At 45.9% G+C, this 21,904-nt stretch carries 36 protein-coding genes; 7 read left to right on the top strand and 29 right to left on the bottom strand.

Annotation, left to right across the window (positions count from 1 at the left end; genetic code table 11):
* Window positions 1–271 precede the first annotated feature (271 nt).
* From BM607_RS21505 to BM607_RS21490, 4 genes are read right to left on the bottom strand one after another with little or no spacing between them, the layout of a single operon-like run.
* Entirely contained in the window at window positions 272–859 is a 588-nt protein-coding gene (locus BM607_RS21505; protein ID WP_071940706.1) for a TlpA disulfide reductase family protein, read from the bottom strand.
* On the bottom strand, window positions 856–1,335 hold the full coding sequence (nrfF, locus tag BM607_RS21500) for a heme lyase NrfEFG subunit NrfF (RefSeq protein ID WP_006079712.1): 480 nt from the start codon (window positions 1,333–1,335) through the stop codon (window positions 856–858). The genes BM607_RS21505 and nrfF overlap by 4 nt, the downstream gene beginning before the upstream one ends.
* Window positions 1,332–1,886: a DsbE family thiol:disulfide interchange protein gene (locus tag BM607_RS21495; protein ID WP_006079711.1), complete on the bottom strand. Its 555-nt coding sequence runs from the start codon at window positions 1,884–1,886 to the stop codon at window positions 1,332–1,334. Before BM607_RS21495 ends, nrfF begins: the two co-directional genes overlap by 4 nt.
* An 11-nt stretch (window positions 1,887–1,897) precedes the next feature.
* A complete protein-coding gene (locus tag BM607_RS21490; protein ID WP_071940705.1) occupies window positions 1,898–3,877 on the bottom strand; it encodes a heme lyase CcmF/NrfE family subunit in 1,980 nt (659 codons plus the stop codon).
* Between the two features lie 400 nt (window positions 3,878–4,277).
* Between BM607_RS21490 and ccmI the strand changes: the two genes are divergently transcribed.
* A complete protein-coding gene (gene ccmI, locus BM607_RS21485; RefSeq protein ID WP_071940704.1) occupies window positions 4,278–5,531 on the top strand; it encodes a c-type cytochrome biogenesis protein CcmI in 1,254 nt (417 codons plus the stop codon).
* A 63-nt stretch (window positions 5,532–5,594) separates the two neighbouring features.
* On the opposite strand, the gene BM607_RS21480 is transcribed toward ccmI, so the two are convergent.
* A complete protein-coding gene (locus BM607_RS21480; protein WP_006079708.1) occupies window positions 5,595–5,894 on the bottom strand; it encodes a c-type cytochrome in 300 nt (99 codons plus the stop codon).
* A gap of 318 nt (window positions 5,895–6,212) precedes the next feature.
* On the opposite strand from BM607_RS21480, the gene ccmA reads away from it, so the two are divergent.
* From ccmA to BM607_RS21450, 6 genes are all read left to right on the top strand, one after another.
* Complete coding sequence (ccmA, locus tag BM607_RS21475) at window positions 6,213–6,863, top strand: cytochrome c biogenesis heme-transporting ATPase CcmA (RefSeq protein ID WP_071940703.1); 651 nt, start codon at window positions 6,213–6,215, stop codon at window positions 6,861–6,863.
* Between the two features lie 11 nt (window positions 6,864–6,874).
* On the top strand, window positions 6,875–7,561 hold the full coding sequence (ccmB, locus tag BM607_RS21470; RefSeq protein ID WP_006079706.1) for a heme exporter protein CcmB: 687 nt from the start codon (window positions 6,875–6,877) through the stop codon (window positions 7,559–7,561).
* Window position 7,562: 1 nt separating this feature from the next.
* Window positions 7,563–8,309 (top strand): heme ABC transporter permease, encoded by a 747-nt coding sequence (locus tag BM607_RS21465; RefSeq protein ID WP_071940702.1) that lies wholly within the window; start codon window positions 7,563–7,565, stop codon window positions 8,307–8,309.
* The gene (gene ccmD, locus BM607_RS21460; RefSeq protein ID WP_071940701.1) at window positions 8,309–8,509 is read left to right on the top strand and encodes a heme exporter protein CcmD; all 201 of its coding nucleotides are present in this window, start codon (window positions 8,309–8,311) and stop codon (window positions 8,507–8,509) included. The genes BM607_RS21465 and ccmD overlap by 1 nt, the downstream gene beginning before the upstream one ends.
* Window positions 8,506–8,994, top strand: coding sequence for a cytochrome c maturation protein CcmE (ccmE, locus tag BM607_RS21455; protein WP_006079699.1), 489 nt, complete (start codon window positions 8,506–8,508; stop codon window positions 8,992–8,994). The genes ccmD and ccmE overlap by 4 nt, the downstream gene beginning before the upstream one ends.
* Window positions 8,995–9,220: 226 nt before the next feature.
* Window positions 9,221–10,135 carry an ABC transporter substrate binding protein gene (locus BM607_RS21450; protein ID WP_249269622.1) on the top strand — a complete coding sequence of 305 codons (915 nt, stop codon included), beginning with the start codon at window positions 9,221–9,223 and terminating at the stop codon, window positions 10,133–10,135.
* Between the two features lie 59 nt (window positions 10,136–10,194).
* On the opposite strand, the gene rplQ is transcribed toward BM607_RS21450, so the two are convergent.
* The 24 genes from rplQ to rplB form a co-directional block, all read right to left on the bottom strand.
* Window positions 10,195–10,590: a 50S ribosomal protein L17 gene (rplQ, locus tag BM607_RS21445; RefSeq protein ID WP_006083573.1), complete on the bottom strand. Its 396-nt coding sequence runs from the start codon at window positions 10,588–10,590 to the stop codon at window positions 10,195–10,197.
* Window positions 10,591–10,630: 40 nt separating this feature from the next.
* Entirely contained in the window at window positions 10,631–11,620 is a 990-nt protein-coding gene (gene rpoA / locus BM607_RS21440) for a DNA-directed RNA polymerase subunit alpha (protein ID WP_006083574.1), read from the bottom strand.
* A 24-nt stretch (window positions 11,621–11,644) separates the two neighbouring features.
* Window positions 11,645–12,265: a 30S ribosomal protein S4 gene (gene rpsD, locus BM607_RS21435; protein ID WP_006083575.1), complete on the bottom strand. Its 621-nt coding sequence runs from the start codon at window positions 12,263–12,265 to the stop codon at window positions 11,645–11,647.
* A 32-nt stretch (window positions 12,266–12,297) separates the two neighbouring features.
* Complete coding sequence (rpsK, locus tag BM607_RS21430; protein ID WP_006083577.1) at window positions 12,298–12,690, bottom strand: 30S ribosomal protein S11; 393 nt, start codon at window positions 12,688–12,690, stop codon at window positions 12,298–12,300.
* A gap of 15 nt (window positions 12,691–12,705) precedes the next feature.
* Window positions 12,706–13,062, bottom strand: a complete 357-nt coding sequence (gene rpsM / locus BM607_RS21425; protein ID WP_006083578.1) for a 30S ribosomal protein S13 — start codon at window positions 13,060–13,062, stop codon at window positions 12,706–12,708.
* Between the two features lie 117 nt (window positions 13,063–13,179).
* Complete coding sequence (gene rpmJ / locus BM607_RS21420; protein WP_006083579.1) at window positions 13,180–13,293, bottom strand: 50S ribosomal protein L36; 114 nt, start codon at window positions 13,291–13,293, stop codon at window positions 13,180–13,182.
* 21 nt (window positions 13,294–13,314) lie between these two features.
* A complete protein-coding gene (gene secY, locus BM607_RS21415; RefSeq protein ID WP_006083580.1) occupies window positions 13,315–14,655 on the bottom strand; it encodes a preprotein translocase subunit SecY in 1,341 nt (446 codons plus the stop codon).
* A 7-nt stretch (window positions 14,656–14,662) separates the two neighbouring features.
* Window positions 14,663–15,097: a 50S ribosomal protein L15 gene (gene rplO / locus BM607_RS21410; RefSeq protein ID WP_006083581.1), complete on the bottom strand. Its 435-nt coding sequence runs from the start codon at window positions 15,095–15,097 to the stop codon at window positions 14,663–14,665.
* 3 nt (window positions 15,098–15,100) lie between these two features.
* Complete coding sequence (rpmD, locus tag BM607_RS21405) at window positions 15,101–15,283, bottom strand: 50S ribosomal protein L30 (protein WP_006083582.1); 183 nt, start codon at window positions 15,281–15,283, stop codon at window positions 15,101–15,103.
* Between the two features lie 6 nt (window positions 15,284–15,289).
* Window positions 15,290–15,793: a 30S ribosomal protein S5 gene (gene rpsE, locus BM607_RS21400; RefSeq protein ID WP_006083583.1), complete on the bottom strand. Its 504-nt coding sequence runs from the start codon at window positions 15,791–15,793 to the stop codon at window positions 15,290–15,292.
* A gap of 11 nt (window positions 15,794–15,804) precedes the next feature.
* A complete protein-coding gene (gene rplR, locus BM607_RS21395) occupies window positions 15,805–16,155 on the bottom strand; it encodes a 50S ribosomal protein L18 (protein ID WP_006083584.1) in 351 nt (116 codons plus the stop codon).
* Window positions 16,156–16,165: 10 nt separating this feature from the next.
* A complete protein-coding gene (rplF, locus tag BM607_RS21390; protein WP_006083585.1) occupies window positions 16,166–16,699 on the bottom strand; it encodes a 50S ribosomal protein L6 in 534 nt (177 codons plus the stop codon).
* Window positions 16,700–16,709: 10 nt separating this feature from the next.
* Entirely contained in the window at window positions 16,710–17,102 is a 393-nt protein-coding gene (gene rpsH, locus BM607_RS21385) for a 30S ribosomal protein S8 (RefSeq protein WP_006083586.1), read from the bottom strand.
* A gap of 24 nt (window positions 17,103–17,126) precedes the next feature.
* The gene (rpsN, locus tag BM607_RS21380) at window positions 17,127–17,432 is read right to left on the bottom strand and encodes a 30S ribosomal protein S14 (protein ID WP_006083587.1); all 306 of its coding nucleotides are present in this window, start codon (window positions 17,430–17,432) and stop codon (window positions 17,127–17,129) included.
* Window positions 17,433–17,442: 10 nt separating this feature from the next.
* A complete protein-coding gene (gene rplE, locus BM607_RS21375) occupies window positions 17,443–17,982 on the bottom strand; it encodes a 50S ribosomal protein L5 (protein WP_006083588.1) in 540 nt (179 codons plus the stop codon).
* A 12-nt stretch (window positions 17,983–17,994) separates the two neighbouring features.
* Complete coding sequence (gene rplX / locus BM607_RS21370; RefSeq protein ID WP_006083589.1) at window positions 17,995–18,309, bottom strand: 50S ribosomal protein L24; 315 nt, start codon at window positions 18,307–18,309, stop codon at window positions 17,995–17,997.
* Between the two features lie 11 nt (window positions 18,310–18,320).
* Window positions 18,321–18,689, bottom strand: coding sequence for a 50S ribosomal protein L14 (gene rplN / locus BM607_RS21365; protein WP_006083590.1), 369 nt, complete (start codon window positions 18,687–18,689; stop codon window positions 18,321–18,323).
* Window positions 18,690–18,869: 180 nt separating this feature from the next.
* The gene (gene rpsQ, locus BM607_RS21360; RefSeq protein WP_006083591.1) at window positions 18,870–19,118 is read right to left on the bottom strand and encodes a 30S ribosomal protein S17; all 249 of its coding nucleotides are present in this window, start codon (window positions 19,116–19,118) and stop codon (window positions 18,870–18,872) included.
* Window positions 19,118–19,309 carry a 50S ribosomal protein L29 gene (gene rpmC, locus BM607_RS21355; protein ID WP_006083592.1) on the bottom strand — a complete coding sequence of 64 codons (192 nt, stop codon included), beginning with the start codon at window positions 19,307–19,309 and terminating at the stop codon, window positions 19,118–19,120. Before rpmC ends, rpsQ begins: the two co-directional genes overlap by 1 nt.
* Window positions 19,309–19,719 (bottom strand): 50S ribosomal protein L16, encoded by a 411-nt coding sequence (gene rplP / locus BM607_RS21350; RefSeq protein ID WP_006083593.1) that lies wholly within the window; start codon window positions 19,717–19,719, stop codon window positions 19,309–19,311. The genes rpmC and rplP overlap by 1 nt, the downstream gene beginning before the upstream one ends.
* Before the next feature lie 11 nt (window positions 19,720–19,730).
* Window positions 19,731–20,423: a 30S ribosomal protein S3 gene (gene rpsC, locus BM607_RS21345; protein ID WP_006083594.1), complete on the bottom strand. Its 693-nt coding sequence runs from the start codon at window positions 20,421–20,423 to the stop codon at window positions 19,731–19,733.
* Window positions 20,424–20,432: 9 nt separating this feature from the next.
* Window positions 20,433–20,765: a 50S ribosomal protein L22 gene (gene rplV, locus BM607_RS21340; RefSeq protein ID WP_006083595.1), complete on the bottom strand. Its 333-nt coding sequence runs from the start codon at window positions 20,763–20,765 to the stop codon at window positions 20,433–20,435.
* A 15-nt stretch (window positions 20,766–20,780) separates the two neighbouring features.
* Entirely contained in the window at window positions 20,781–21,059 is a 279-nt protein-coding gene (gene rpsS, locus BM607_RS21335; RefSeq protein WP_006083596.1) for a 30S ribosomal protein S19, read from the bottom strand.
* A 14-nt stretch (window positions 21,060–21,073) separates the two neighbouring features.
* Window positions 21,074–21,898 (bottom strand): 50S ribosomal protein L2, encoded by an 825-nt coding sequence (gene rplB, locus BM607_RS21330; protein ID WP_006083597.1) that lies wholly within the window; start codon window positions 21,896–21,898, stop codon window positions 21,074–21,076.
* Window positions 21,899–21,904 lie beyond the last annotated feature (6 nt).

Here is a 21,904-nt window from a genome sequence, read left to right as displayed (position 1 = left end):
ACACTGAGCGCCGAACGCTTCCAGGTGGCTAGGGCTGCGTATTCTACGCATTTCCCGTTTCGCGTCAAGGAGTTTTTGCAAACTTTCTCAACACTCATCAATTAGTAAACTCATTGATGAACTGTCACATCAGGCTGCTTAACGCTGTCTGCCGTGTCAGTGGATGCGCATTATAGGGAGCAGGAGATTTTGTGCAAGGGCTTTTTTAATGAAAAAAGATCGCATGGCGATCTTTTAAACGATGGTGATTCTTTTACGTGCAGAGTGCCGATTAATTGGGCTTTTTACTGCCTTTATCGATAAAATCTTGGATTAGTGAGACAGCTTTGGCATCGTCCCAATCGACATAAGATCGAACAAAAGCTATCAATTGGCCCTGTTGATCAAGAATAAATGTCGCTGGAATCGTATCGAGCGGGAAAACATCCCCAAGACTTTGTGACTGATCGTAGTAAGAGTTGAAATTTGGCATACCTAACGAGTTTAAGAACGGTTGAACCTGTTGCTTACCTTCTGCATCAATAGAGATAGGTAATAGTACAAAGTCTTCAGCTTTGAACTTGGTCGCGAGTCTTTCGATTGCTGGCAGTTCCCTTACACAGGGTGGACACCAGGTCGCCCACATGTTCACCATGATGATCTTGCCTTTAAATTGACTGAAGTCGATGGCTTTACCATCGACGTCATTAAAGGCGACAGGCTCAATCGGGAAAGTCTTTGGCAAGACATTGATCAAATCAACGGTTGATTCCATCGGTTTAGTCGCCTGCTGCATGCCGGGGTACGCATGCGCGACCCCACCAGCAAGTAACGAAAAGAGGGATGACAACAATAATGCCTTTATGACTTTATGCTTCATTTAGTATTACGCTTTAGCAAGGTATCTAACTCTCGCTGATCTTCTTCGCTAATTTCGTTCGGCACATTACCGCTGATACGTTGTTTACGAATGAAGATAAAACCAATCACGAGACCCATAAGTAACAAACCGATAGGACCTAACCAAAGAATGTAGGTTTTGGTTTCCATCTTAGGGTTATAGAGTACGAACTCACCGTAACGGCTGGTCATAAACTCGATAATCTCATCATCGCCTTTACCTTCGTCTACCATCTTGAAGACTTCAAGACGCAGGTCGCGCGCAACCGGTGAGTTTGAGTCGATCAAGTTTTGATTTTGACACTGTGGGCAACGTAGCTCATGTGCTAAAGACAAACCGCGCTTTTGATTTTCAGGCGTTTTGAATTCGTAAGTATCAACCGGTGTTGCCATAACGGCGGTCGTCATGCTGAATAACAGCACTAGACCACCAATGATTTTTGTCAGCGTTCTCATGATGCGCCATCCTTCGCCGCTTCAGCTTGTAATTGTTGGATCATAGGGTAAAGGGTTTCGCTCCATACGCGTTGGTCGATTGGACCCGCATAACGGAAGCGGATAATACCGTTGTGATCAACCACAAAACTTTCAGGTGCACCATAGACGCCAAGGTCTAATCCTAAACGGCCATCTTTATCATAGATATTGACGTTATAGGGGTCGCCCTGACGCTTCAACTCTTCTAATGCGGGAGCACGCTCATCGCGATAGTTGATCCCGTAAATTGGCAGAAGATTTTTACGCTTTAGCATCACTAAGAAAGGATGCTCATATTTACAAGATGGACACCAAGTCGCCCACACATTAAGTAATGACACCTTACCTTTTAGTTGCTCATTCGTAATGATCTCAGCTGGTGTTTCTAAGCGTTCCAGTTGGAAAGCCGGAATAGGCTTTCCTTCCAGTGCCGAATCCAATTGCTGCGGATTCAGGAATAAGCCTTTATATAGAAACACCCCCATGGCGAGAAATATGACCAATGGGATAAACAGAACCAACTTCTTCATACATTCCCCAATTATTGAGCCGTTGCCAATTTTGCCTTTTCGGCCGAAGGCGCGACAGCTGCAGTGACTTTCGCACGGTAACGTTTATCCGATGCCGCGAAGAATCCACCAATCATCATGAAAATTGCCCCAAACCATAACCAACGCACGAACGGTTTGTAGTTCAAACGAACCGCAAATTCAGTGCTGGTAATTGGATCGCCCATGGTCACATATAAGTCACGGAATAGACCCCAGTCGATACCCGCTTCTGTCATGTCCATAGTACGCACATTATATTGACGACGGTCTGGCTTGAGTAATGTCAGCAGCTCATCACCTTTGTAGACTTCTATCTGTCCCTGCATTGCAGTGTAGTTAGGACCCACTACGTTTTTGGTCTCGAGATACTTAAAGGTATAACCCGCAAGCTCTTGGCTGATACCAGGTCCCATGCGAACACTTTTCTCAATCGAGTAATTCGACACCATAGTGGCACCAATCACAGACACAGCAATACCAAGATGCGCGAAGATCATGCCCAGCTGACTACGGCCCATACGGCTGATGCTGATATCACCTTCTTTCGACTTGACCATGTTATAGGCCGCTCTTGCTGTTGCTAGGATAATCCAAGAAGCCGCCGCAATACCAAAGGCAACCCAAATGTTGAATACACCATCGACGATAAATGGCGTCACAATACCGATAGCCGCAGCAACCATTGCAGGGATCAATAGCTGACGCTTAAGCTCGCCTGCTTTCGATTTTTTCCAACGGATAATTGGACCAATACCCATAAAGCCAAATAAGACTAATACGATAGGCACAAATACAGCGTTGAAGTATGGAGGTCCTACAGAAATTTTACCCATGCCGAGTGCATCGATGAGCAATGGATAGAGTGTACCCAATAGCACAGTACCTGCGGCAACAGTCAGTAACACGTTACAGACCAGTAGCATGGTTTCTTTAGACTTCAGCTCGAAACGGGCTGGACTGCTCATTTCACTGGCGCGGAAGGCAAACAGTGTTAATGAACCGCCAATCGCTAAGCCAAGTAACAACAGAATAAACATACCGCGGCTTGGATCGGCTGCGAATGAATGTACTGAGGTTAATACGCCTGAGCGAACAATAAAGGTACCAAGCAAACTTAAAGAGAAAGCGAAGATAGACAGTAATACGGTCCAGTTACGGAAAGCGCCGCGTTTCTCGGTCACAATCAAAGAGTGAACGAGCGCAGTACCCACTAACCAAGGCATGAAAGAGGCGTTCTCAACAGGATCCCAGAACCACCAACCGCCCCAGCCTAATTCATAATATGCCCACCAAGAACCTAGCGCGATACCTCCAGTTAGGAAGATCCAAGCGGCTAAGGTCCAAGGACGCGTCCAACGAGCCCATGCAGAATCGAGACGACCGCTCATCAGCGCGGCAATCGCAAATGCAAAGCTCACTGAGAAGCCCACATAACCTAAATACAGCATAGGTGGATGGAAGATTAATCCCACATCCTGCAGCATTGGGTTCAAGTCACGGCCTTCGGCAGGTATCGGGAACAAACGTTCGAATGGGCTAGAGGTGAGTAGCATGAATAAGCTAAAACCAATCACGATCAGTGCTAATACTGCCAGTACACGCGCAGTAAACACTTCCTCTAAACCTTTACTAAATAAGGCAACCGCTGCAGCCCAAGTCGATAAAGCAAACACCCAGAACAACAGTGACCCTTCATGACCGCCCCATACGGCCGAAATCTTAAAGAAGATAGGTAACTGAGAATTAGAGTGATGTGCCACATAAGCGACTGAGAAATCATCGACGGCAAAGCTATAGGCCAGCACGACAACAGATACAGTGATAAAAAAGAACATTCCGTACGTTAACGGCCAAGCATACCTAACAAGGTATTGATCTTTACGGGCAACACCTATTAGGGGGACGCTGATTAATAAGAAGGCAAAAGCCACCCCTATTATCAGCGCAAAGTGTCCAAGTTCTGGGATCATGGGTTTTCCTCAGTCTTCAATAATATGTTGATTTAGAAAGACTCTATCTCAACGCACAACATGTTATTCACGCAAATGCACGAAATGTTGCTCATTTTAGTATTTGCTATTGTTCCTGTCTGCCTCTTTCGTACAAAACTGGGTTACTTGTCTCATTCTCAATTTTAGAGGCTGATGAAAGTCACGGAAGAGGCTCAGTTCTGCATGTGACCGACAAATGACACTTAAGTTTCATACAATTTTTACAAGAAGAATCAATTTGTGAACCAGTGCCCAACTATAAGCTTTCGGTACAGGGATTACCTTATATTACTGTTCAATGAACAATCTTTACGTATAATCTTGCTTCCAAGCCTAGCGGTTACTCCGCTTTCTGCAAACTAAAGTGAATATAGAAACAATGACGACATTTTGGATTTTTATTGCGCTTGTTATGTTAGTCGGCCTGATGCTGATTTGGATCCCGCATTTCAGACAGCAGAAGTTGCTGAAAACTGAAGAAGCTGGAGTTCGTAAACAAACGAACCTTGAATTGTTCAATGAGCGCCTGGGCGTTCTTGAAAAAGAATTAAGCGAAGAGTTACTGGATCAAGCCGAATTCGATGCATTGAAAAAAGAGCTTGAAATCAGTCTACTCCAAGACATCAAAGAAGCGAGCGATGATTCACTGGTCAACCAAATCAAGCCAAAGACGATTCTGTGGCCGTCGATCATGTCAGTTTGTTTGATTGTTATCTCAGGCTATCTCTATCAGCATTTAGGTGCCTTCGAAAATATTGAAACTGCCCAACAACCTGCTAACCCACATGCGGGAATGGATACGGCTCAAATCATGGCGCAGCGCGTACAGATGATGGAAGCCCAAGTGAAAGCCGAGCCAGAGAACAGCCAAGTATGGTTCAGCTTAGGGCACGCTTATGTATCGGCAAACCAATACGACAAAGGGATTGCTGCTTTCGATAAAGTGATGGATTTAGTCGGAAAACACGCTGAATTATTAGGCCCTAAAGCAACAGCCATGTATTACAAAGCGGGTCAGCAAATGACACCGCAAATCAAAGCGATCATCGATGAGTCTTTAGCAATGGATGCTCAAGATCCTTCAACGCTATTACTTGTAGGTATGGATGCCTTCTTTACCGCTGACTACAAGCAAGCCATCGCCTCTTGGCAAACTATTCTTGATAGCGATCGTGCTGATGTTGATCGCGCAGCCCTAATGAATGCTATCGAAACGGCTAACTTACGTATGCAGTCTGAAACGGCTGGCATGCCAAATGATGATGCCCACAAGCAAGTTAAGGCGAGTGCGACTAAGTCTGTCAATGTGACTATATCTATCTCTGCAGAACTTGCCGCTAAAGCCAGCCCTGAAGACACTATCTTTATCTTTGCCCGTGCAACTGAAGGACCCAAAGTCCCATTAGCGGCAACCAAAGTCAGTGCTAAGTCGTTCCCAGTTACTGTGACATTAGATGATAGCAGCGGTATGGGTGGCGATAAGAAATTAAGTGACGCTACCAATGTGGAAGTAATTGCAGTGCTTTCTAAGCACGGTAATATCAAACCACAAGCGGGCGATCTTCAAGGTAAGATCAGCACAGTGGCTGTCGGCGATACCGCTAACCTAGTGCTTGATACCCAAGTGCAATAAACCCAGTTTATTGCAGACATAAAAAAACCGGCTTTGGCCGGTTTTTTATTAACACTGAAAAAATTACTGAGCTTTAGACATAAACTCGATAGCTGCTTTGTAATCTTCGTCAGTACAATCTGTACACATACCGCCTGGTGGCATTGCATTCAAACCAGTTTTCACACTGTGCAGTAGAGCATCAATACCCTTAGCTAAGCGTGGTTCCCATTCTGCAGCGTTATGCACTTTTGGAGCGCCAGCAACACCCATGCTGTGGCATACGGTACATGCCTTGTTGAAAATAGCTTCAGCTTCTTGAGCTGATACGTTGACTGACATAGTCAAAGCAGCGACTGCAGTCATTGCTAACAGTTTTTTCATGTTCAATGTTCCTAATGCAAATACGTACAAAGCTCGGCGCTGCCCTTACTTAGGCAGACTCATTATAGCCGACTAAGATTACTACAAACTTCAAGAAATCTCATCTTTTTGTGATTAGAATCTCAACACAAAATGAATCAGGCGACAAGGGTGACAAATTCGTTAATATATTAGCAAGTCGTAAAAAAGTTCGATAAATATTGCGGTTATTGGAACCACATCATATTGCTGACATCTAGTGCAAACCAAGGGTAAACCCCCAATAACGTTTGTGTTAGAATAACTTGTGTTTCCTTCCGGCTTGAGATAGAGGGTTCAGTGACAAATATAACTAAAGAAACCACATTAGTGTCAGCCAGCAAGCTGACCTGTATCCGCGAAGAACGCATCCTTTTTGATGAGTTAAGTTTTGATATTAATGCCGGTGATATTGTTCAAATTGAAGGCCCTAACGGCGCGGGCAAAACCAGTTTATTACGCATATTGGCAGGTCTTTCTCGCCCCTATGCCGGACAAACCTTTTACAGAAATGAAGACATAAACCGCAGCCGTGATGAATACAATGAAGATCTCTTGTATCTCGGCCATTTAGCGGGTGTGAAATGCGAGCTTACCGCCGAAGAAAACCTTAATTTCAATTTAAGAATCAGTGGCTATGATGACTTTGATACCTCAGCCATTTTAGCCAAAGTGAACTTAACTGGTTTTGAAGAGGCGCTTGCCGGACATTTATCCGCAGGCCAGCATCGCAGAACTGCGCTATCTAGATTGTGGCATAGCAATTGTAAAATTTGGATCCTTGACGAACCTTTTACCGCGATCGATAAAAAAGGCGTCGAAGAGCTGGAGCAATTATTTATTCAGCATGCGGATAATGGCGGGTGTGTGATCCTCACAACTCACCAAGATATGGGCATTATCAAAGATGATAGGCTTCGTAAAATTCGTCTAGATTATCGCTTCATATAAGGTCAGGCTAAATGAAAAGAGGCATCAGTTTTACCCAGGCATTTTTCACCTTGCTGCAGCGAGATCTTAAAATTGCCATTCGTCACCGCGGGGACATTTTTAACCCACTGCTATTTTTTATTATGGTTGTGACCTTATTCCCACTGGGGATTGGCCCAGAGCCACAGATGTTAGCCCGTGTGGCACCCGGGATAATTTGGGTTGCAGCGTTATTAGCCTCTATGTTGTCACTTGAAAGACTGTTCAAAGCGGACTTTAGTGATGGCAGCTTAGAACAAATGTTATTGAGTCCGCAGCCATTAGCCATTCTGGTATTAGCCAAAGTATTAGCCCATTGGATTTTAACCGGTGTGCCACTGATTATTATTGCGCCACTGTTAGCTGTGCTACTCAATTTAGATGGCAATAGTTATGGTGCGTTAATATCGACCCTTGCGCTAGGCACGCCAGTATTGTCGCTATTAGGTGCCATTGGCGTGGCATTAACCGTCGGCCTTAGAAAAGGTGGTGTGTTACTCAGCTTACTTATTTTGCCCTTGTATATTCCGGTTCTCATTTTTGCAACGAGCGCCATAGACGCGGCAGGAATGAATTTACCCTATGACGGTCAGCTCGCTATAATAGGCGCTATGCTGGTCGGATCGTTAACCTTAGCACCTTTTGCAATTGGTGCATCTCTGCGAGTGAGTACTAACTAAAATGTGGAAATGGTTACACCCTTACGCGGATCCTGAACGCGCATATAAGTTATCAGGAACATTATTTCCATGGTTTGCGATCTTAGCAGGTCTGTTTATTACTGTAGGCACAACATGGGGATTAGCCTTCGCGCCGACGGATTACCAACAGGGTGATAGCTATCGCATTATCTTTATCCATGTCCCCGCTGCCTCTATGTCGATGGCAGCTTACATGGGTATGGCGACAGCGGCCTTTATCGGTTTAGTGTGGCAGATCAAACTTGCCGACTGGGCTGCGGCTTCGATTGCGCCTATCGGTGCAGTAATCACCTTTATTGCCCTCTTTACCGGTGCTGCATGGGGTAAACCTATGTGGGGCGCTTGGTGGGTATGGGATGCACGCTTAACCTCAGAGCTAGTATTACTGTTCCTATATCTAGGTGTTATCTCACTCTATGCCTCATTTGAGGATAAAGTGCTCGCCGCTCGTGCTGCAGGGATCCTTGCGATCGTGGGTGTAATTAACATCCCTATTATCAAATACTCAGTTGAATGGTGGAGCTCATTGCATCAGCCATCGACTATCCGCATTACCGAGAAATCGACTATGTCGACGGAAATGCTCTATCCACTGTTAATCAATATGCTTGGCTTCGGTCTCATGATTGGTGCCATCACTATTGTGCGATTCAGAGCAGAAATTTTAGCAAGAAATGGCATGCGCCCTTGGGTGCGTGAACTAGCTAAGGCTGAGGAGGTCAAATAATGCAATTCGATTCAATCAGTGATTTTTTTAATATGGGCGGCTATGCATTTTACGTGTGGCTATCCTACGGAGTGACCTTCAGCTGCCTCTCGACGCTTATCATTACCAGCGCACGCCAAAAGCGTAAGGTGTTAATTGAAATCGCGAAGAAGATGGATAGAGAAGAACGCCTAAAAGAAACTAGGAGTACTAAATCGTGAACCCAAGACGCAAAAAAAGACTGACGTTAGCAGTGGCATTAATCGGTGGTGTTGCCGCGATTACTTCGCTTTTGCTTTATGCGCTGAACTCCAACTTAAACTTATTCTATACACCGTCTGAAATTGTCCACGGCAAAACAGATACTGGCGTCAAACCAGAAATTGGCCAACGCATTCGTGTCGGCGGCATGGTAACAGTTGGTTCTATGGTGCGAGATCCTAAGAGCTTACATGTGCAGTTCGCAGTGCATGACTCTCTAGGCGGCGAAGTACTGGTCACCTATGACGATCTACTGCCCGATCTATTCCGTGAAGGACAAGGTATTGTGGCGCAAGGCGTGCTAAGTGCTGATGGTAAGCTAGAAGCGACTGAAGTACTGGCTAAGCATGATGAAAACTACATGCCGCCAGAAGTTGCCGAAGCCATGGGCCAAAAGCACGAAAAGTTGGATTACAGCCAACAGAAGGCACCAGACACAAAGTAAGCGATTGATGAAGTAGCAACAGCATACACAATAAGCCTCCTAGCCTAATAGCTAGTGAGGCTTTTTTATTATCTCAATCTAGATAATTAAAGGTGAACTATACTCAAGGCAGCATCAAAACCTAAGACTGCGTATGATTCAAATAACATCATTAAACATAAACTTGCATTGTGTTGCCCTACTCTTATGCCTTGTGAGTCTCTCGCAGAACGCCAATGCAGCTAAAGTGATCGTGATCGAAAGCTATCACCATGGATATCAATGGGACCAAGAATACTACCGAGCGATTAATGACACGCTTAGCCCCCTGCACGATGTGAGTTATTTCGAAATGGATACCAAGCGTTTACCAAAGGAGCAATTTGCCGAAAGAGCTGATTTAGCGTGGAAGTACATCCAAAGCCAAGCACCTCAACTGGTTATTCTCGCCGATGATAATGCGGTTAACCTGTTGCATCAGCGCCTCAATGACAGCTTAATCCCAGTGGTCTATCTTGGGGTGAATATGAACCCTAGAGAGTATCATCTCAATGAGCACAAGCGCTTTACCGGTGTCATAGAAAGGCCGCTGCTACGACGCTCACTCCTCCTCATTCAACGCATACTCCCACAGACTGTGCACCGTAAAATACTAGTCCTATTTGACCAAGGAGTTACCTCAGACTCCGCTGCAGAATACATCAGCAAACAACACTCCAGTATTTTGGGCGATATCGAAGTGAATTTAGTGCAATTGTCACAGCTCACAGATTGGCAGCAACAGGTACTGACGGCGAAGGAGCAAGGCTATAACGCCATTGTCGTGGCGCTCTACCAAACAGTGAGGGATGCAGAAAATCGTTCTGTGGATGCGGATCAGCTCCTAAAATGGATATCAGAACATACACAGGTACCGAATTTCGGATTTTGGGGATTTAGCGTCTCCTCCGAGGGCAATATTGGAGGTTACGTACTCGATGGCTATCATCATGGCGAATTAGCAGCGAATATGGCGTTAAAAATACTGGCTGGCGAGAAACCCGAAAACATCTTTCCAGTGACGGATGATCTTGGGAAATACATGTTTAGTCAGCAAGGGTTGGCCAAATGGAATATTAGCCTACCGAAAGAAATCGAGAAAAATACACTCTGGGTGAAGTAACGAAAAAAAGACATAAAAAAGCCGAGCATTCGCCCGGCTTTTTAAAAGTGTAACCTTAATTACTCAGCAGCTTCAACATCAACAGCTTGAGCAGCTTCTGGACGGCCAACTAGCTCGATGTAAGCCATAGGGGCTTTATCACCAGCACGTAAACCGCACTTAAGGATACGGGTATAGCCACCAGGACGTTCCTGGTAACGTGGACCCAACTCAGTAAATAACTTACCTACGACTTCAGCGTCGCGAGTACGTGCAAACGCTAAACGACGGTTTGCAACGCTGTCACTCTTAGCAAGTGTTATCAGAGGCTCAACTACGCGACGCAGTTCTTTCGCTTTAGCCACAGTTGTCTTGATGATCTCATGACGAACTAGTGAACCGGCCATGTTGCGAAACATGGCTTGGCGATGACTGCTGTTACGGTTTAGTTGACGACCACTCTTACGATGGCGCATGACCTAATCCTTATAACCTAAATCTGTACAAACCTGAGACTTATAGGTCGTCTGCTAAACTGGCTGGAGGCCAATTTTCCAAACGCATACCTAACGACAGTCCGCGAGAAGCTAAAACGTCCTTAATTTCAGTAAGAGATTTCTTACCTAAGTTAGGGGTCTTCAGCAACTCAACTTCAGTGCGCTGTACCAGATCTCCGATGTAATGAATCGCTTCGGCTTTCAAGCAGTTAGCCGAACGTACAGTTAGCTCTAAATCGTCGACAGGACGCAGCAGAATCGGATCGAATTCCGGTTTCTCTTCTTTCAGCTCTGGCTCAGTCACGTCACGTAATTCAACAAACGCATCTAGCTGTTCAGCCAGAATAGTTGCAGAACGACGGATAGCTTCCTCAGGATCGATAGTACCGTTTGTGGTCATATCGATAACGAGTTTATCTAAGTCAGTACGCTGTTCTACACGTGCTGCTTCTACATTGTAGGCAATACGTGCAACTGGCGAGAAAGAAGCATCAACCAGCAAGCGGCCGATTGGGCGATCATCGTCTTCAGTCTGTGCACGAGCAGATGCTGGTACATAGCCACGACCACGCTCAACGCGAATACGCATGCTGATATCATTGTTACCTGTCAGGTGACAGATAATATGATCAGGATTCACGATAGTGACATCACCATCATGCGTGATATCTGCTGCGATGACAGGGCCTGCGCCGGACTTGCTCAACGTAAGCATAGCCTCGTCTTTACCCTCGATAGTCACTGCTAACCCTTTCAGGTTTAACAAGATCTCAAGGATATCTTCTTGAACGCCTTCCTTACTGCTGTATTCGTGCAGTACACCGTCAATCTCGACTTCGGTAACCGCGCAGCCGGGCATAGACGACAATAGGATGCGACGCAACGCGTTACCTAAAGTGTGGCCGAAACCACGCTCAAGTGGTTCCAATGTAACCTTGGCACGTGTTGAGTTAACCTGCTCGATATCAACGAGACGCGGTTTAAGAAATTCTGTAACAGAACCCTGCATTGTGTCCTCTCTTGTTTGTTAGCCTTACTTAGAGTAAAGCTCGACGATCAGCTGTTCGTTAATTTCCGCAGACAAATCGCTACGTTCTGGAACGCGCTTGAAAGCACCTTCCATTTTCGCATTGTCGACTTCAACCCATGTAGGCTTCTCGCGTTGAGCTGCCACTTCTAAAGCCGCTTTAATACGAGCTTGAGTACGTGACTTCTCGCGGATGCTCACAACATCATTCGCAGACACTTTGAATGATGGAATGTTAACAACACGACCGTTAACCATAATTGATTTATGGCTTACTAGCTGACGTGATTCTGCACGAGTTGCACCGAAGCCCATACGATAAACGACGTTATCAAGACGGGTTTCTAAAAGCTGAAGCAGGTTTTCACCTGTGTTGCCTTTAGTACGTGCAGCATCTTTGTAATAGTTACGGAATTGTTTTTCTAACACACCGTAAATACGACGAACTTTTTGTTTTTCGCGTAACTGAGTACCGTACTCTGACAAACGTGGCTTACGAGCGCCATGTTGTCCAGGTGCAGTTTCCAGTTTACACTTTGAATCGATTGCTCTCACACCGCTTTTTAAGAAAAGGTCTGTACCTTCTCGGCGGCTGAGCTTGAGCTTGGGACCCAAGTATCTTGCCATGATCTTTCTCCAACTATCCTAACGAAACGGCGTTATACACGACGCTTTTTAGGAGGACGACAACCATTATGAGGGATCGGCGTCACATCGGTAATGTTGGTAATTTTATAACCAACAGCGTTCAGCGCACGAATGGCTGACTCACGACCTGGACCTGGACCCTTCACAAACACTTCAAGGTTTTTTAAACCGTAGTCTTGAGCAGCAGCACCTGCACGCTCAGCAGCCACCTGTGCAGCAAATGGAGTAGATTTACGTGAACCACGGAAACCTGAACCACCTGAAGTAGCCCATGACAACGCATTACCTTGACGATCTGTAATGGTGACAATAGTGTTGTTGAAAGAAGCATGGATATGAGCCATGCCATCTGCAACCTGTTTACGTACGCGCTTACGCGGAGAACGTGACGGAACTTTAGCCATTGCTTTACCTTCCCGTTACTTTCTAATAGGTTTACGTGGACCTTTACGCGTACGCGCATTGGTCTTAGTACGTTGCCCACGGAGAGGCAGGCTACGGCGATGGCGGAGACCACGATAACAACCAAGATCCATAAGACGCTTGATGTTCATTGAAATCTCACGACGTAAGTCACCTTCTACAATGTATTTGGCGACTTCTTCGCGTAGTATATCTATTTGAGCTTCGCTCAATTCCTTGATCTTAGCAGTTTCAGCGATTGCTGTAGCCGCGCAGATTGCTCTAGCGCGAGTACGGCCGATGCCGAAAATAGCAGTCAATGCGATGACTGTATGCTTTTGATCAGGAATGTTAATGCCAGCGATACGGGCCACTATGCACTCCTTAAAGTTAAAGGCCAACTGCGAAAAGCCCGAAAGGATACTCGACAGTCAACAGATTTGCAAACTAAATTTTGTTCAGCCCAATTCATGGGCTGAACAAATTACTTTTTAGCCTTGACGCTGTTTGTGTTTTGGTTCAACACAGATAACGCGTACAACGCCACTACGCTTGACGATCTTGCAGTTACGGCAGATCTTCTTCACGGAAGCTCGAACTTTCATTTCATCACTCCGTAAAGCTACTTAGCGACCAAAGCGATCTAAATTCGCTTTGTTTACTAGGTTAGCTTTCTTCATCACAGACTCATACTGATGAGACATCATATGCGTCTGAACCTGAGCCATGAAGTCCATGATCACGACTACCATAATTAGTAGTGAAGTACCGCCAAAATAGAACTGTACTTTCCACGCGATTAACATGAACTCCGGAATTAAGCAGATAAAGGTTATGTATAACGCGCCTGCCAATGTCAAACGGGTCATAACTTTATCAATGTAACGCGAAGTCTGTTCTCCAGGACGGATCCCAGGGATGAATGCACCACTCTTCTTCAAGTTATCTGCTGTTTCGCGTGGGTTAAATACCAACGCAGTATAGAAGAAACAGAAAAAGATAATCGCTGTTGCATATAATAATGAGTAAAGCGGTTGTCCAGGTGACACAGCCAGTGAAAAATCACTTAACCATGACATGGATTCATTTTGACCGAACCACTGAGCCAGTGTTCCAGGGAACAAAATGATGCTTGACGCAAAAATTGGCGGAATAACACCTGCCATGTTTATTTTAAGCGGTAAGTGGGTGCTTTGCGCAGCGAACACCTTACGGCCCTGCTGACGCTTAGCATAGTTAACGACGATACGACGCTGACCACGTTCCACAAACACTACAAAATAAGTCACTGCAAACACAATTACCGCGAGCAACAACAATACTAACACATTCAAGTCACCTTGACGCGCCTGCTCAGCCGTTTGGCCGATAGCGGAAGGTAATCCAGCAACAATACCTGCGAAAATCAAAATCGAGATACCGTTACCTATACCACGTTCGGTAATCTGCTCACCTAGCCACATAAGGAACATGGTTCCCGTCACTAAGCTCACAACCGCAACAAAGTAGAACCCAAATCCAATGTTGACCACAAGGCCTGGCACTAAGTTTGGTAACCCGGTTGCAATACCGACCGACTGGAATGTACCCAGCACTAAGGTACCCCATCTGGTATATTGACTGATTTTCTTACGTCCTGATTCGCCTTCTTTTTTCAATTCAGCGAGTGCAGGATGTACGACAGTCAACAGTTGCATGATAATCGATGCCGAAATATACGGCATGATACCTAATGCAAAGATAGAGGCACGCGAAAGGGCGCCACCCGAGAACATGTTAAACATGCCCAGGATGGTCCCTTTTTGCTGAGCAAACAGCTCTGCTAATACAGCTGCGTCAATACCAGGAATTGGCACAAACGAACCGGCTCTAAAGACGATAATCGCACCAATCACGAACAGGAGGCGAGCTTTCAATTCTGAAAGTCCACCTTTCGCGCTTTTTAAATCAAGTCCTGGTTTTGCCATCGACGTATTATTCCTCGATCTTACCGCCGGCAGCTTCAATAGCTGCACGTGCACCTTTGGTTACCTTCAGACCTTTAACAGTCACAGGGCGCTCAATGGTACCTGAAAGAACAATTTTCGCAAACTGGATGTTGCGAGTTATAACGTTCGCATCTTTCAGAGCGTTTAAGTCGATAACATCACCGTTAACTTTTGCCAGTTCGAGTACACGAACTTCAGCTGTTACCATAGCGCGACGCGAGGTAAAACCAAATTTAGGTAAACGGATTTTAAGTGGCATTTGACCACCTTCAAATCCTGGGCGTACACCGCCACCAGAACGAGACTTTTGGCCTTTATGACCACGACCCGCTGTTTTACCTAGACCTGAGCCCATACCACGGCCTACACGCTTTGGTGCATGCTTAGAGCCTGCAGCTGGAGATAGAGTATTTAAACGCATCTATTAATCCTCCACCTTAACCATGTAGTAGACCTTGTTGATCATACCGCGAACTGAAGGAGTATCTTCTAATTCAACAGTGTGACCAATGCGACGCAAACCAAGACCCGTTAGGGTTGCACGGTGCTTCGGTAAACGACCGATACCGCTTTTAGTTTGAGTAACTTTTACAGTTTTAGTTGCCATGGTGCATTACCCCCGAATTTCGTCAACATTCAGGCCACGCTTAGCTGCGATTTGCGAAGGTGACTTCATGTGCACCAAAGCATCGACAGTCGCGCGAACGATGTTGATCGGGTTAGTAGAACCGTATGCTTTTGACAGAACGTTATGAACGCCTGCTACTTCCAATACGGCACGCATTGCGCCACCGGCAATAATACCAGTACCTTGTGATGCAGGTTGCATGTACACAAGAGAACCAGTATGACGACCTTTAACTGGGTGATGCAGAGTACCTGCATTCAACTCAACGGTCACAATGTTACGACGAGCTTTTTCCATAGCTTTTTGAATCGCTGCTGGAACTTCACGTGCTTTGCCATAGCCATAGCCAATCTTACCGTTACCGTCACCCACTACTGTCAGTGCTGTGAAGCTAAAGATACGACCGCCCTTAACTACTTTAGAAACACGATTAACTGCAATCAATTTCTCTTGCAGATCGTCTTTTTGCTGAGCTTCTAATTTAGCCATTTTATAACCCCTTAGAACTTCAGGCCAGCTTCACGAGCTGCATCTGCTAAAGCAGCTACACGACCGTGATACTTGAAACCAGAACGATCGAACGCAACTGAAGTTACGCCTTTTTCGATCGCGCGCTCAGCAACAAATTTACCTACTGCTTTCGCTGCGTCTACGTTACCGGTACTCTTCAGTAGCTCTTTAACCGCTTTTTCTACGGTTGAAGCAGCTGCCAACACCTGAGCTTCAGGATTGATCACCTGAGCATAAATGTGACGCGGTGTACGATGTACAACCAGACGGTTCACGCCCAGCTCTTGGATCTTCTTACGAGCGCGAGTAGCGCGACGTAAGCGAGATGTTTTCTTATCCATATCGCGTTACCTACTTCTTCTTAGCCTCTTTACGGCGTACTACTTCGTCGTCATAGCGAACACCCTTGCCTTTATATGGCTCTGGTGGACGGTATCCGCGAATCTCAGCAGCGACTTGGCCAATTAACTGTTTATCAACGCCACGTAGGACGATGTCAGTTTGGCTAGGGCACTCTGCAGTAACGCCTGCGGGCAGTTTGTGTACTAACGGATGAGAGAAACCTAAAGTAAGGTCAATGTCAGAACCGACGAGTTTCGCACGGTAACCAACGCCAACTAACTTTAATTTACGCTCAAAACCTTGAGATACACCAACAACCATGTTGTTTACTAATGCACGAGTTGTACCAGCCTGTGCCCAAGCGTTAGAAACGCCTTCAACAGGGAGGAACTTAACTACGCCAGCTTCAATAACAACATTGACCGCATTGTTGATCACTCGAGTCAGACTACCTTTTCCGCCTTTGACGGTAAGGGTCTGTTCGTTCAAGGTCACCTCTACGCCAGCTGGAATAGATACTGGTGCTTTTGCTACACGAGACATTCCTAGCTCCTTAAGCTACGTAGCAGATAACCTCGCCACCCATGCCTGCAAGGCGGGCGGCACGATCAGTCATCAAGCCTTTAGAAGTGGACACAATTGCGACACCCAGACCGCCCATCACCTTTGGAAGTTCGTTTTTACCTTTGTAAATACGAAGACCAGGGCGACTTACACGCTGGATAGTCTCAACGACTGGTTGGCCTTGGAAATACTTTAAAGTAACTTCCAGTTCAGGCTTGGCTTCATCTGCTACGGCGTAATCAGCGATATAACCTTCATCTTTAAGTAGTTTCGCAATTGCGACTTTCAACTTAGCTGAAGGCATCTTCACCGATACGTGGTTAGCAGCTTGGCCGTTACGAATACGGGTTAACATATCCGCAATAGGATCTTGCATGCTCATATTAGCTTACTCCGTGACAAGTGCTTACCAGCTGGCCTTACGCAGGCCAGGAACTTCACCACGCATGGTTGCTTCACGTAATTTGATACGGCTTAAGCCGAATTTACGTAAGAAGCCATGAGGGCGACCAGTTTGATTACAACGATTGCGTTGACGCGCAGCGCTGGAATCACGTGGTAGAGCTTGCAGCTTAAGTACCGCATCCCAACGATCTTCGTCAGAAGAAGCTGGACTTGCAATGATAGTCTTAAGAGCCGCACGCTTTTCAGCGTACTTGGCCACGAGCTGTGCACGTTTAGCTTCACGTGCTTTCATTGATGTTTTTGCCATTACGCTACCCTTATTTCTTGAATGGGAAGTTAAAAGCGTCTAACAAAGCACGACCTTCTTCATCATTCTTCGCAGTAGTAGTGATAACAATATCCATACCACGAATCTTATCGATTTTATCGTAATCGATTTCTGGGAAGATGATCTGCTCACGCACGCCCATTGCGTAGTTACCACGGCCGTCAAACGCTTTAGCGCTTAAGCCACGGAAGTCACGAATACGTGGGATTGCGATATCGACTAAACGCTCTAAGAATTCCCACATACGCTCACCGCGTAGGGTAACTTTACAGCCAATAGGGTAGCCTTCACGGATTTTAAAACCAGCAACTGACTTACGAGCTACAGTCACTACTGGTTTTTGACCAGCGATTGCAGTCATATCACGGACAGCATGGTCCATGATTTTCTTGTCTGCAACAGCTTCGCCAACACCCATGTTTAGGGTGATTTTCTCAATCCGAGGGACTTGCATGACACTGGTATAACCGAACTTTTTAGCAAGTTCAGCGACAACAGTCTCTTGGTATTTATCATGCAGTTTCGCCATCGTTTACTCCAATTACTTAACGAGTTCACTGTTCGATTTGAAGAAACGAACTTTTTTGCCGTCTTCAAAGCGGAAACCAACGCGATCAGCTTTGCCAGTGGCAGAGTTGAAAATCGCTACATTTGATGCTTGTATCGGTGCTTCTTTCTCAACAATACCGCCAGCTACGCCCAATTGTGGGTTTGGCTTTTGGTGTTTTTTGACAAGATTGATGCCTTCAACAATCAATTTACCAGTAGGAAGGACTTGAGAAACTTTTGCACGTTTACCCTTGTCTTTACCTGCTAATACAATCACTTCGTCTTCACGACGTATTTTAGCTGCCATTTTGAAGCTCCTTACAGTACTTCTGGTGCCAGCGAGACAATTTTCATAAATTGCTCATTACGCAATTCACGTGTCACTGGTCCAAAGATACGAGTACCAATCGGCTGCAGGTTGTTGTTCAAAAGAACAGCTGCATTCCGATCGAAGCGAATGACAGAACCGTCTGGACGACGTACGCCTTTCTTAGTACGGACTACCACCGCGTTATACACATCGCCTTTCTTCGCTTTAGCGCGAGGAATCGCTTCTTTAACAGAAACTTTGATGATGTCGCCGATACCGGCATAACGACGATGAGAGCCACCCAAGACCTTAATACACTGAACTCTGCGTGCGCCGCTGTTACAAGCAACGTCAAGAGTCGATTGCATTTGGATCATTTTAAGTGCTCCGCTATCGTTACTACACAATTCCCACTATGGGACAATAAAAACACTCATTTTTGCTATTAATTTAGTCAAAAATGGCGCGCAAATATAACACCATAAAAGTGGAATGTATAGTATTAAAAAACAAACGGCCCCACATTCTGGAGCCGTTTACCTAAATACCTAATTAACTTAGGCCTTTGATACTACTTCAACCAGGGTCCAAGACTTAGTCTTAGACAAAGGACGACATTCGCGAATCGCTACTAAATCGCCTTCATTGCACTGATTAGTTTCGTCATGTGCATGGATCTTCGTCGTACGCTTAATGTATTTCCCATAAATTGGGTGTTTCACTTGGCGTTCGATAGCAACAGTAATGGATTTGTCCATTTTGTTGCTAGTTACACGACCCTGCAAAGTACGGATTTTATCAGACATTATGCACCCGCCTTAGAAGTAATAATGGTCTTAACGCGCGCAATGTTACGGCGCACCAATTTCAGTTGATTAGTCTGAGTCAACTGACCAGTGGCGTGTTGCATACGCAGGTTAAACTGCTCACGCAGCAGACCAAGTAGTTCAGCGTTCAGTTCTTCAACGCTTTTTTCTCTCAGTTCGCTCGCTTTCATTACATCACCGTCTTAGTTACGAAGGTAGTCTTAATTGGAAGCTTGGCAGCAGCCAAAGCAAACGCTTCACGAGCGATCACTTCAGAAACACCATTCATCTCATAAAGAACCTTACCAGGTTGAATCTGACATACCCAGTATTCAACGTTACCTTTACCTTTACCCATACGCACTTCAAGAGGCTTAGAGGTAATCGGCTTGTCCGGGAAAACTCGAATCCAAATTTGTCCCTGACGCTTAATGTGACGTGTCATGGCACGACGTGCAGATTCGATCTGACGGGCAGTTAAACGGCCACGGCCGACTGCTTTCAGACCAAAAGTACCAAAGCTAACTTCGGTACCGTTCGCTAGACCGCGGTTGCGGCCTTTGAACATCTTGCGAAACTTCATACGTTTAGGTTGCAGCATTGCCGGCTCTCCTATTTACCACGAGGCTTGCGCTTAGGTTGCTGCTGCTTCGGTTCTTCAATCTGTGGCAGCATTCCATCTAGAACTTCACCTTTGAAGATCCAAACTTTAACGCCAATCACACCGTATTGGGTGTGACTTTCAGATGTAGAATAGTCGATATCAGCACGCAAAGTATGTAAAGGTACACGACCCTCACGATACCACTCGTCACGCGCAATCTCAGCTCCGCCTAAACGGCCACTAACTTGTACTTTGATACCTTGAGCACCAATACGCATTGCGTTTTGAACTGCGCGCTTCATAGCACGACGGAACATTACGCGACGCTCTAATTGCTGTGCAATTGAATCAGCAACTAATTTGGCATCTAGCTCAGGTTTACGGATCTCAGCGATGTTAATTTGAGCAGGAGTGCCAGCAAGTTTTGACACTGCAGCACGCAATACTTCAACGTCTTCACCTTTCTTACCGATCACAACACCTGGACGGGCAGTGTGAATGGTAACGCGGATGCTTTTCGCTGGACGCTCGATAACAATCTTAGATACTGAAGCAGCTTGTAATTTCTCTACAAGAAACTTACGCACTTCCCAGTCGCTGTTCAGGTTACTTGCGTAATCTGATTTATCTGCGTACCAGGTAGAGATCCAAGGCTTGGTGATACCCAGACGGATACCATTAGGATGTACTTTCTGTCCCATTGCTCTCTCCTAGCGATCTGATACAACCACAGTAATGTGGCTGGTACGCTTCATGATACGATCAGCGCGGCCTTTAGCACGTGGCATGATACGCTTCATAGTCGGGCCTTCATCTACGAAGACGGCTCCTACTTTAAGCTCATCAATATCCGCGCCTTCGTTGTGTTCGGCGTTTGCGATAGCTGAGTCAAGTACTTTTTTAACCAGTACGGCGGCTTTCTTGGGGCTGAAAGTCAAAATTTCGAGTGCCTTAGCAACAGGCAAACCACGAATTTGATCAGCAACCAGACGGGCCTTCTGCGCAGACGTACGGGCAAAACGATGTTTAGCTAAAACTTCCATCTTATTCCTCCCGTATTAACGCTTCTTCGCTTTCTTATCAGCGGCATGGCCACGATAAGTGCGAGTTGGTGAAAATTCACCAAGTTTGTGGCCGATCATTTCGTCAGTTACGAACACAGGAACGTGCTGACGACCATTATGGACAGCGATGGTCAAACCAATCATATTTGGAATGATCATAGAGCGACGTGACCAAGTCTTAATAGGCTTTTTGTCACCGGCTTCCATCGCTTTCTCTACCTTCTTCAGCAAGTGCAGGTCAATGAAGGGACCTTTCTTGAGAGAACGTGGCATGGCGAATCCTCTTACTATTTATTACGACGACGTACGATGTACTTGTCAGTGCGCTTGTTACTACGAGTCTTATAACCCTTAGTTGGCACACCCCATGGAGTCACTGGGTGACGACCACCAGAAGTACGGCCTTCACCACCACCGTGTGGATGGTCTACTGGGTTCATTGCAACACCACGTACTGTAGGGCGTATGCCTCTCCAGCGTTTAGCACCTGCTTTACCTAACTGGCGTAGCATGTGTTCGGCATTACCAACTTCACCAAATGTCGCGCGGCAATCAACTGGCACTTTACGCATTTCGCCAGAGCGAAGACGTAGAGTGGCATATGCGCCATCACGAGCAACAACTTGTACATAAGCACCTGCAGAACGAGCGATCTGAGCACCTTTACCTGGCTTCATTTCAACTGCGTGAACTACAGAACCTACTGGGATGTTGCGCAGTGGCATAGCGTTACCGGTTTTGATCTCGGCAGCAACACCAGACTGGATCTTATCGCCAGCTTGCATGCCTTTGGCAGCAAGAATATAACGACGTTCACCATCCGCATACAGTACTAACGCGATGTTAGCTGTACGGTTTGGATCGTATTCCAGACGCTCAATCTTTGCAGGGATACCATCTTTATCGCGTTTGAAGTCGATTAGACGATAATGCTGCTTATGACCACCACCTACGTGACGGACAGTGATACGGCCAGTATTGTTACGGCCACCACTTTTAGATTTTTTCGCCAACAGGCCAGCAAAGGGTTTACCCTTATGCAGGTCAGTGTTCACCACTTTAACAACGTGGCGACGACCTGGAGAGGTTGGCTTACACTTAATAACTGCCATGATAAT

Origin of the sequence: Shewanella sp. SACH (assembly GCF_001887095.2) — a bacterium.
GTDB lineage: Bacteria > Pseudomonadota > Gammaproteobacteria > Enterobacterales > Shewanellaceae > Shewanella > Shewanella baltica.
Note: the sequence above shows the minus strand (reverse complement) of the source record. Positions and strands in the feature narration are given on the sequence as shown.

Bases quoted from the DNA above. Each gene is read 5' to 3' on its own strand.
- rplQ (WP_006083573.1), bottom strand. From the start codon at position 10,590: ATGCGCCATCGTAAGAGTGGTCGTCAACTAAACCGTAACAGCAGTCAT.
- BM607_RS21495 (WP_006079711.1), bottom strand. From the start codon at position 1,886: ATGAAGAAGTTGGTTCTGTTTATCCCATTGGTCATATTTCTCGCCATG.
- rpsE (WP_006083583.1), bottom strand. From the start codon at position 15,793: ATGGCTAAATTAGAAGCTCAGCAAAAAGACGATCTGCAAGAGAAATTG.
- BM607_RS21465 (WP_071940702.1), top strand. From the start codon at position 7,563: ATGTGGAAATGGTTACACCCTTACGCGGATCCTGAACGCGCATATAAG.
- ccmB (WP_006079706.1), top strand. From the start codon at position 6,875: ATGAAAAGAGGCATCAGTTTTACCCAGGCATTTTTCACCTTGCTGCAG.
- rpsN (WP_006083587.1), bottom strand. From the start codon at position 17,432: ATGGCAAAAACATCAATGAAAGCACGTGAAGCTAAACGTGCACAGCTC.
- rplR (WP_006083584.1), bottom strand. From the start codon at position 16,155: ATGGATAAGAAAACATCTCGCTTACGTCGCGCTACTCGCGCTCGTAAG.
- rpmC (WP_006083592.1), bottom strand. From the start codon at position 19,309: ATGAAAGCGAGCGAACTGAGAGAAAAAAGCGTTGAAGAACTGAACGCT.
- rplE (WP_006083588.1), bottom strand. From the start codon at position 17,982: ATGGCGAAACTGCATGATAAATACCAAGAGACTGTTGTCGCTGAACTT.
- rplX (WP_006083589.1), bottom strand. From the start codon at position 18,309: ATGGCAGCTAAAATACGTCGTGAAGACGAAGTGATTGTATTAGCAGGT.
- BM607_RS21490 (WP_071940705.1), bottom strand. From the start codon at position 3,877: ATGATCCCAGAACTTGGACACTTTGCGCTGATAATAGGGGTGGCTTTT.
- rplV (WP_006083595.1), bottom strand. From the start codon at position 20,765: ATGGAAGTTTTAGCTAAACATCGTTTTGCCCGTACGTCTGCGCAGAAG.
- BM607_RS21480 (WP_006079708.1), bottom strand. From the start codon at position 5,894: ATGAAAAAACTGTTAGCAATGACTGCAGTCGCTGCTTTGACTATGTCA.
- rpoA (WP_006083574.1), bottom strand. From the start codon at position 11,620: ATGCAGGGTTCTGTTACAGAATTTCTTAAACCGCGTCTCGTTGATATC.
- ccmD (WP_071940701.1), top strand. From the start codon at position 8,309: ATGCAATTCGATTCAATCAGTGATTTTTTTAATATGGGCGGCTATGCA.
- rpsK (WP_006083577.1), bottom strand. From the start codon at position 12,690: ATGGCTAAAGTTCCGTCACGTTCTCCGCGTAAGCGCGTACGTAAACAG.
- nrfF (WP_006079712.1), bottom strand. From the start codon at position 1,335: ATGAGAACGCTGACAAAAATCATTGGTGGTCTAGTGCTGTTATTCAGC.
- rplN (WP_006083590.1), bottom strand. From the start codon at position 18,689: ATGATCCAAATGCAATCGACTCTTGACGTTGCTTGTAACAGCGGCGCA.
- rpsC (WP_006083594.1), bottom strand. From the start codon at position 20,423: ATGGGACAGAAAGTACATCCTAATGGTATCCGTCTGGGTATCACCAAG.
- rpsQ (WP_006083591.1), bottom strand. From the start codon at position 19,118: ATGTCTGATAAAATCCGTACTTTGCAGGGTCGTGTAACTAGCAACAAA.
- rplF (WP_006083585.1), bottom strand. From the start codon at position 16,699: ATGTCTCGTGTAGCAAAAGCACCAGTATCTATTCCAGCTGGCGTAGAG.
- rpsS (WP_006083596.1), bottom strand. From the start codon at position 21,059: ATGCCACGTTCTCTCAAGAAAGGTCCCTTCATTGACCTGCACTTGCTG.
- secY (WP_006083580.1), bottom strand. From the start codon at position 14,655: ATGGCAAAACCAGGACTTGATTTAAAAAGCGCGAAAGGTGGACTTTCA.
- rpmJ (WP_006083579.1), bottom strand. From the start codon at position 13,293: ATGAAAGTTCGAGCTTCCGTGAAGAAGATCTGCCGTAACTGCAAGATC.
- rpsH (WP_006083586.1), bottom strand. From the start codon at position 17,102: ATGAGCATGCAAGATCCTATTGCGGATATGTTAACCCGTATTCGTAAC.
- rpmD (WP_006083582.1), bottom strand. From the start codon at position 15,283: ATGGCAACTAAAACTGTAAAAGTTACTCAAACTAAAAGCGGTATCGGT.
- rplO (WP_006083581.1), bottom strand. From the start codon at position 15,097: ATGCGTTTAAATACTCTATCTCCAGCTGCAGGCTCTAAGCATGCACCA.
- rplP (WP_006083593.1), bottom strand. From the start codon at position 19,719: ATGCTGCAACCTAAACGTATGAAGTTTCGCAAGATGTTCAAAGGCCGC.
- BM607_RS21505 (WP_071940706.1), bottom strand. From the start codon at position 859: ATGAAGCATAAAGTCATAAAGGCATTATTGTTGTCATCCCTCTTTTCG.
- rpsD (WP_006083575.1), bottom strand. From the start codon at position 12,265: ATGGCAAGATACTTGGGTCCCAAGCTCAAGCTCAGCCGCCGAGAAGGT.
- rplB (WP_006083597.1), bottom strand. From the start codon at position 21,898: ATGGCAGTTATTAAGTGTAAGCCAACCTCTCCAGGTCGTCGCCACGTT.
- ccmI (WP_071940704.1), top strand. From the start codon at position 4,278: ATGACGACATTTTGGATTTTTATTGCGCTTGTTATGTTAGTCGGCCTG.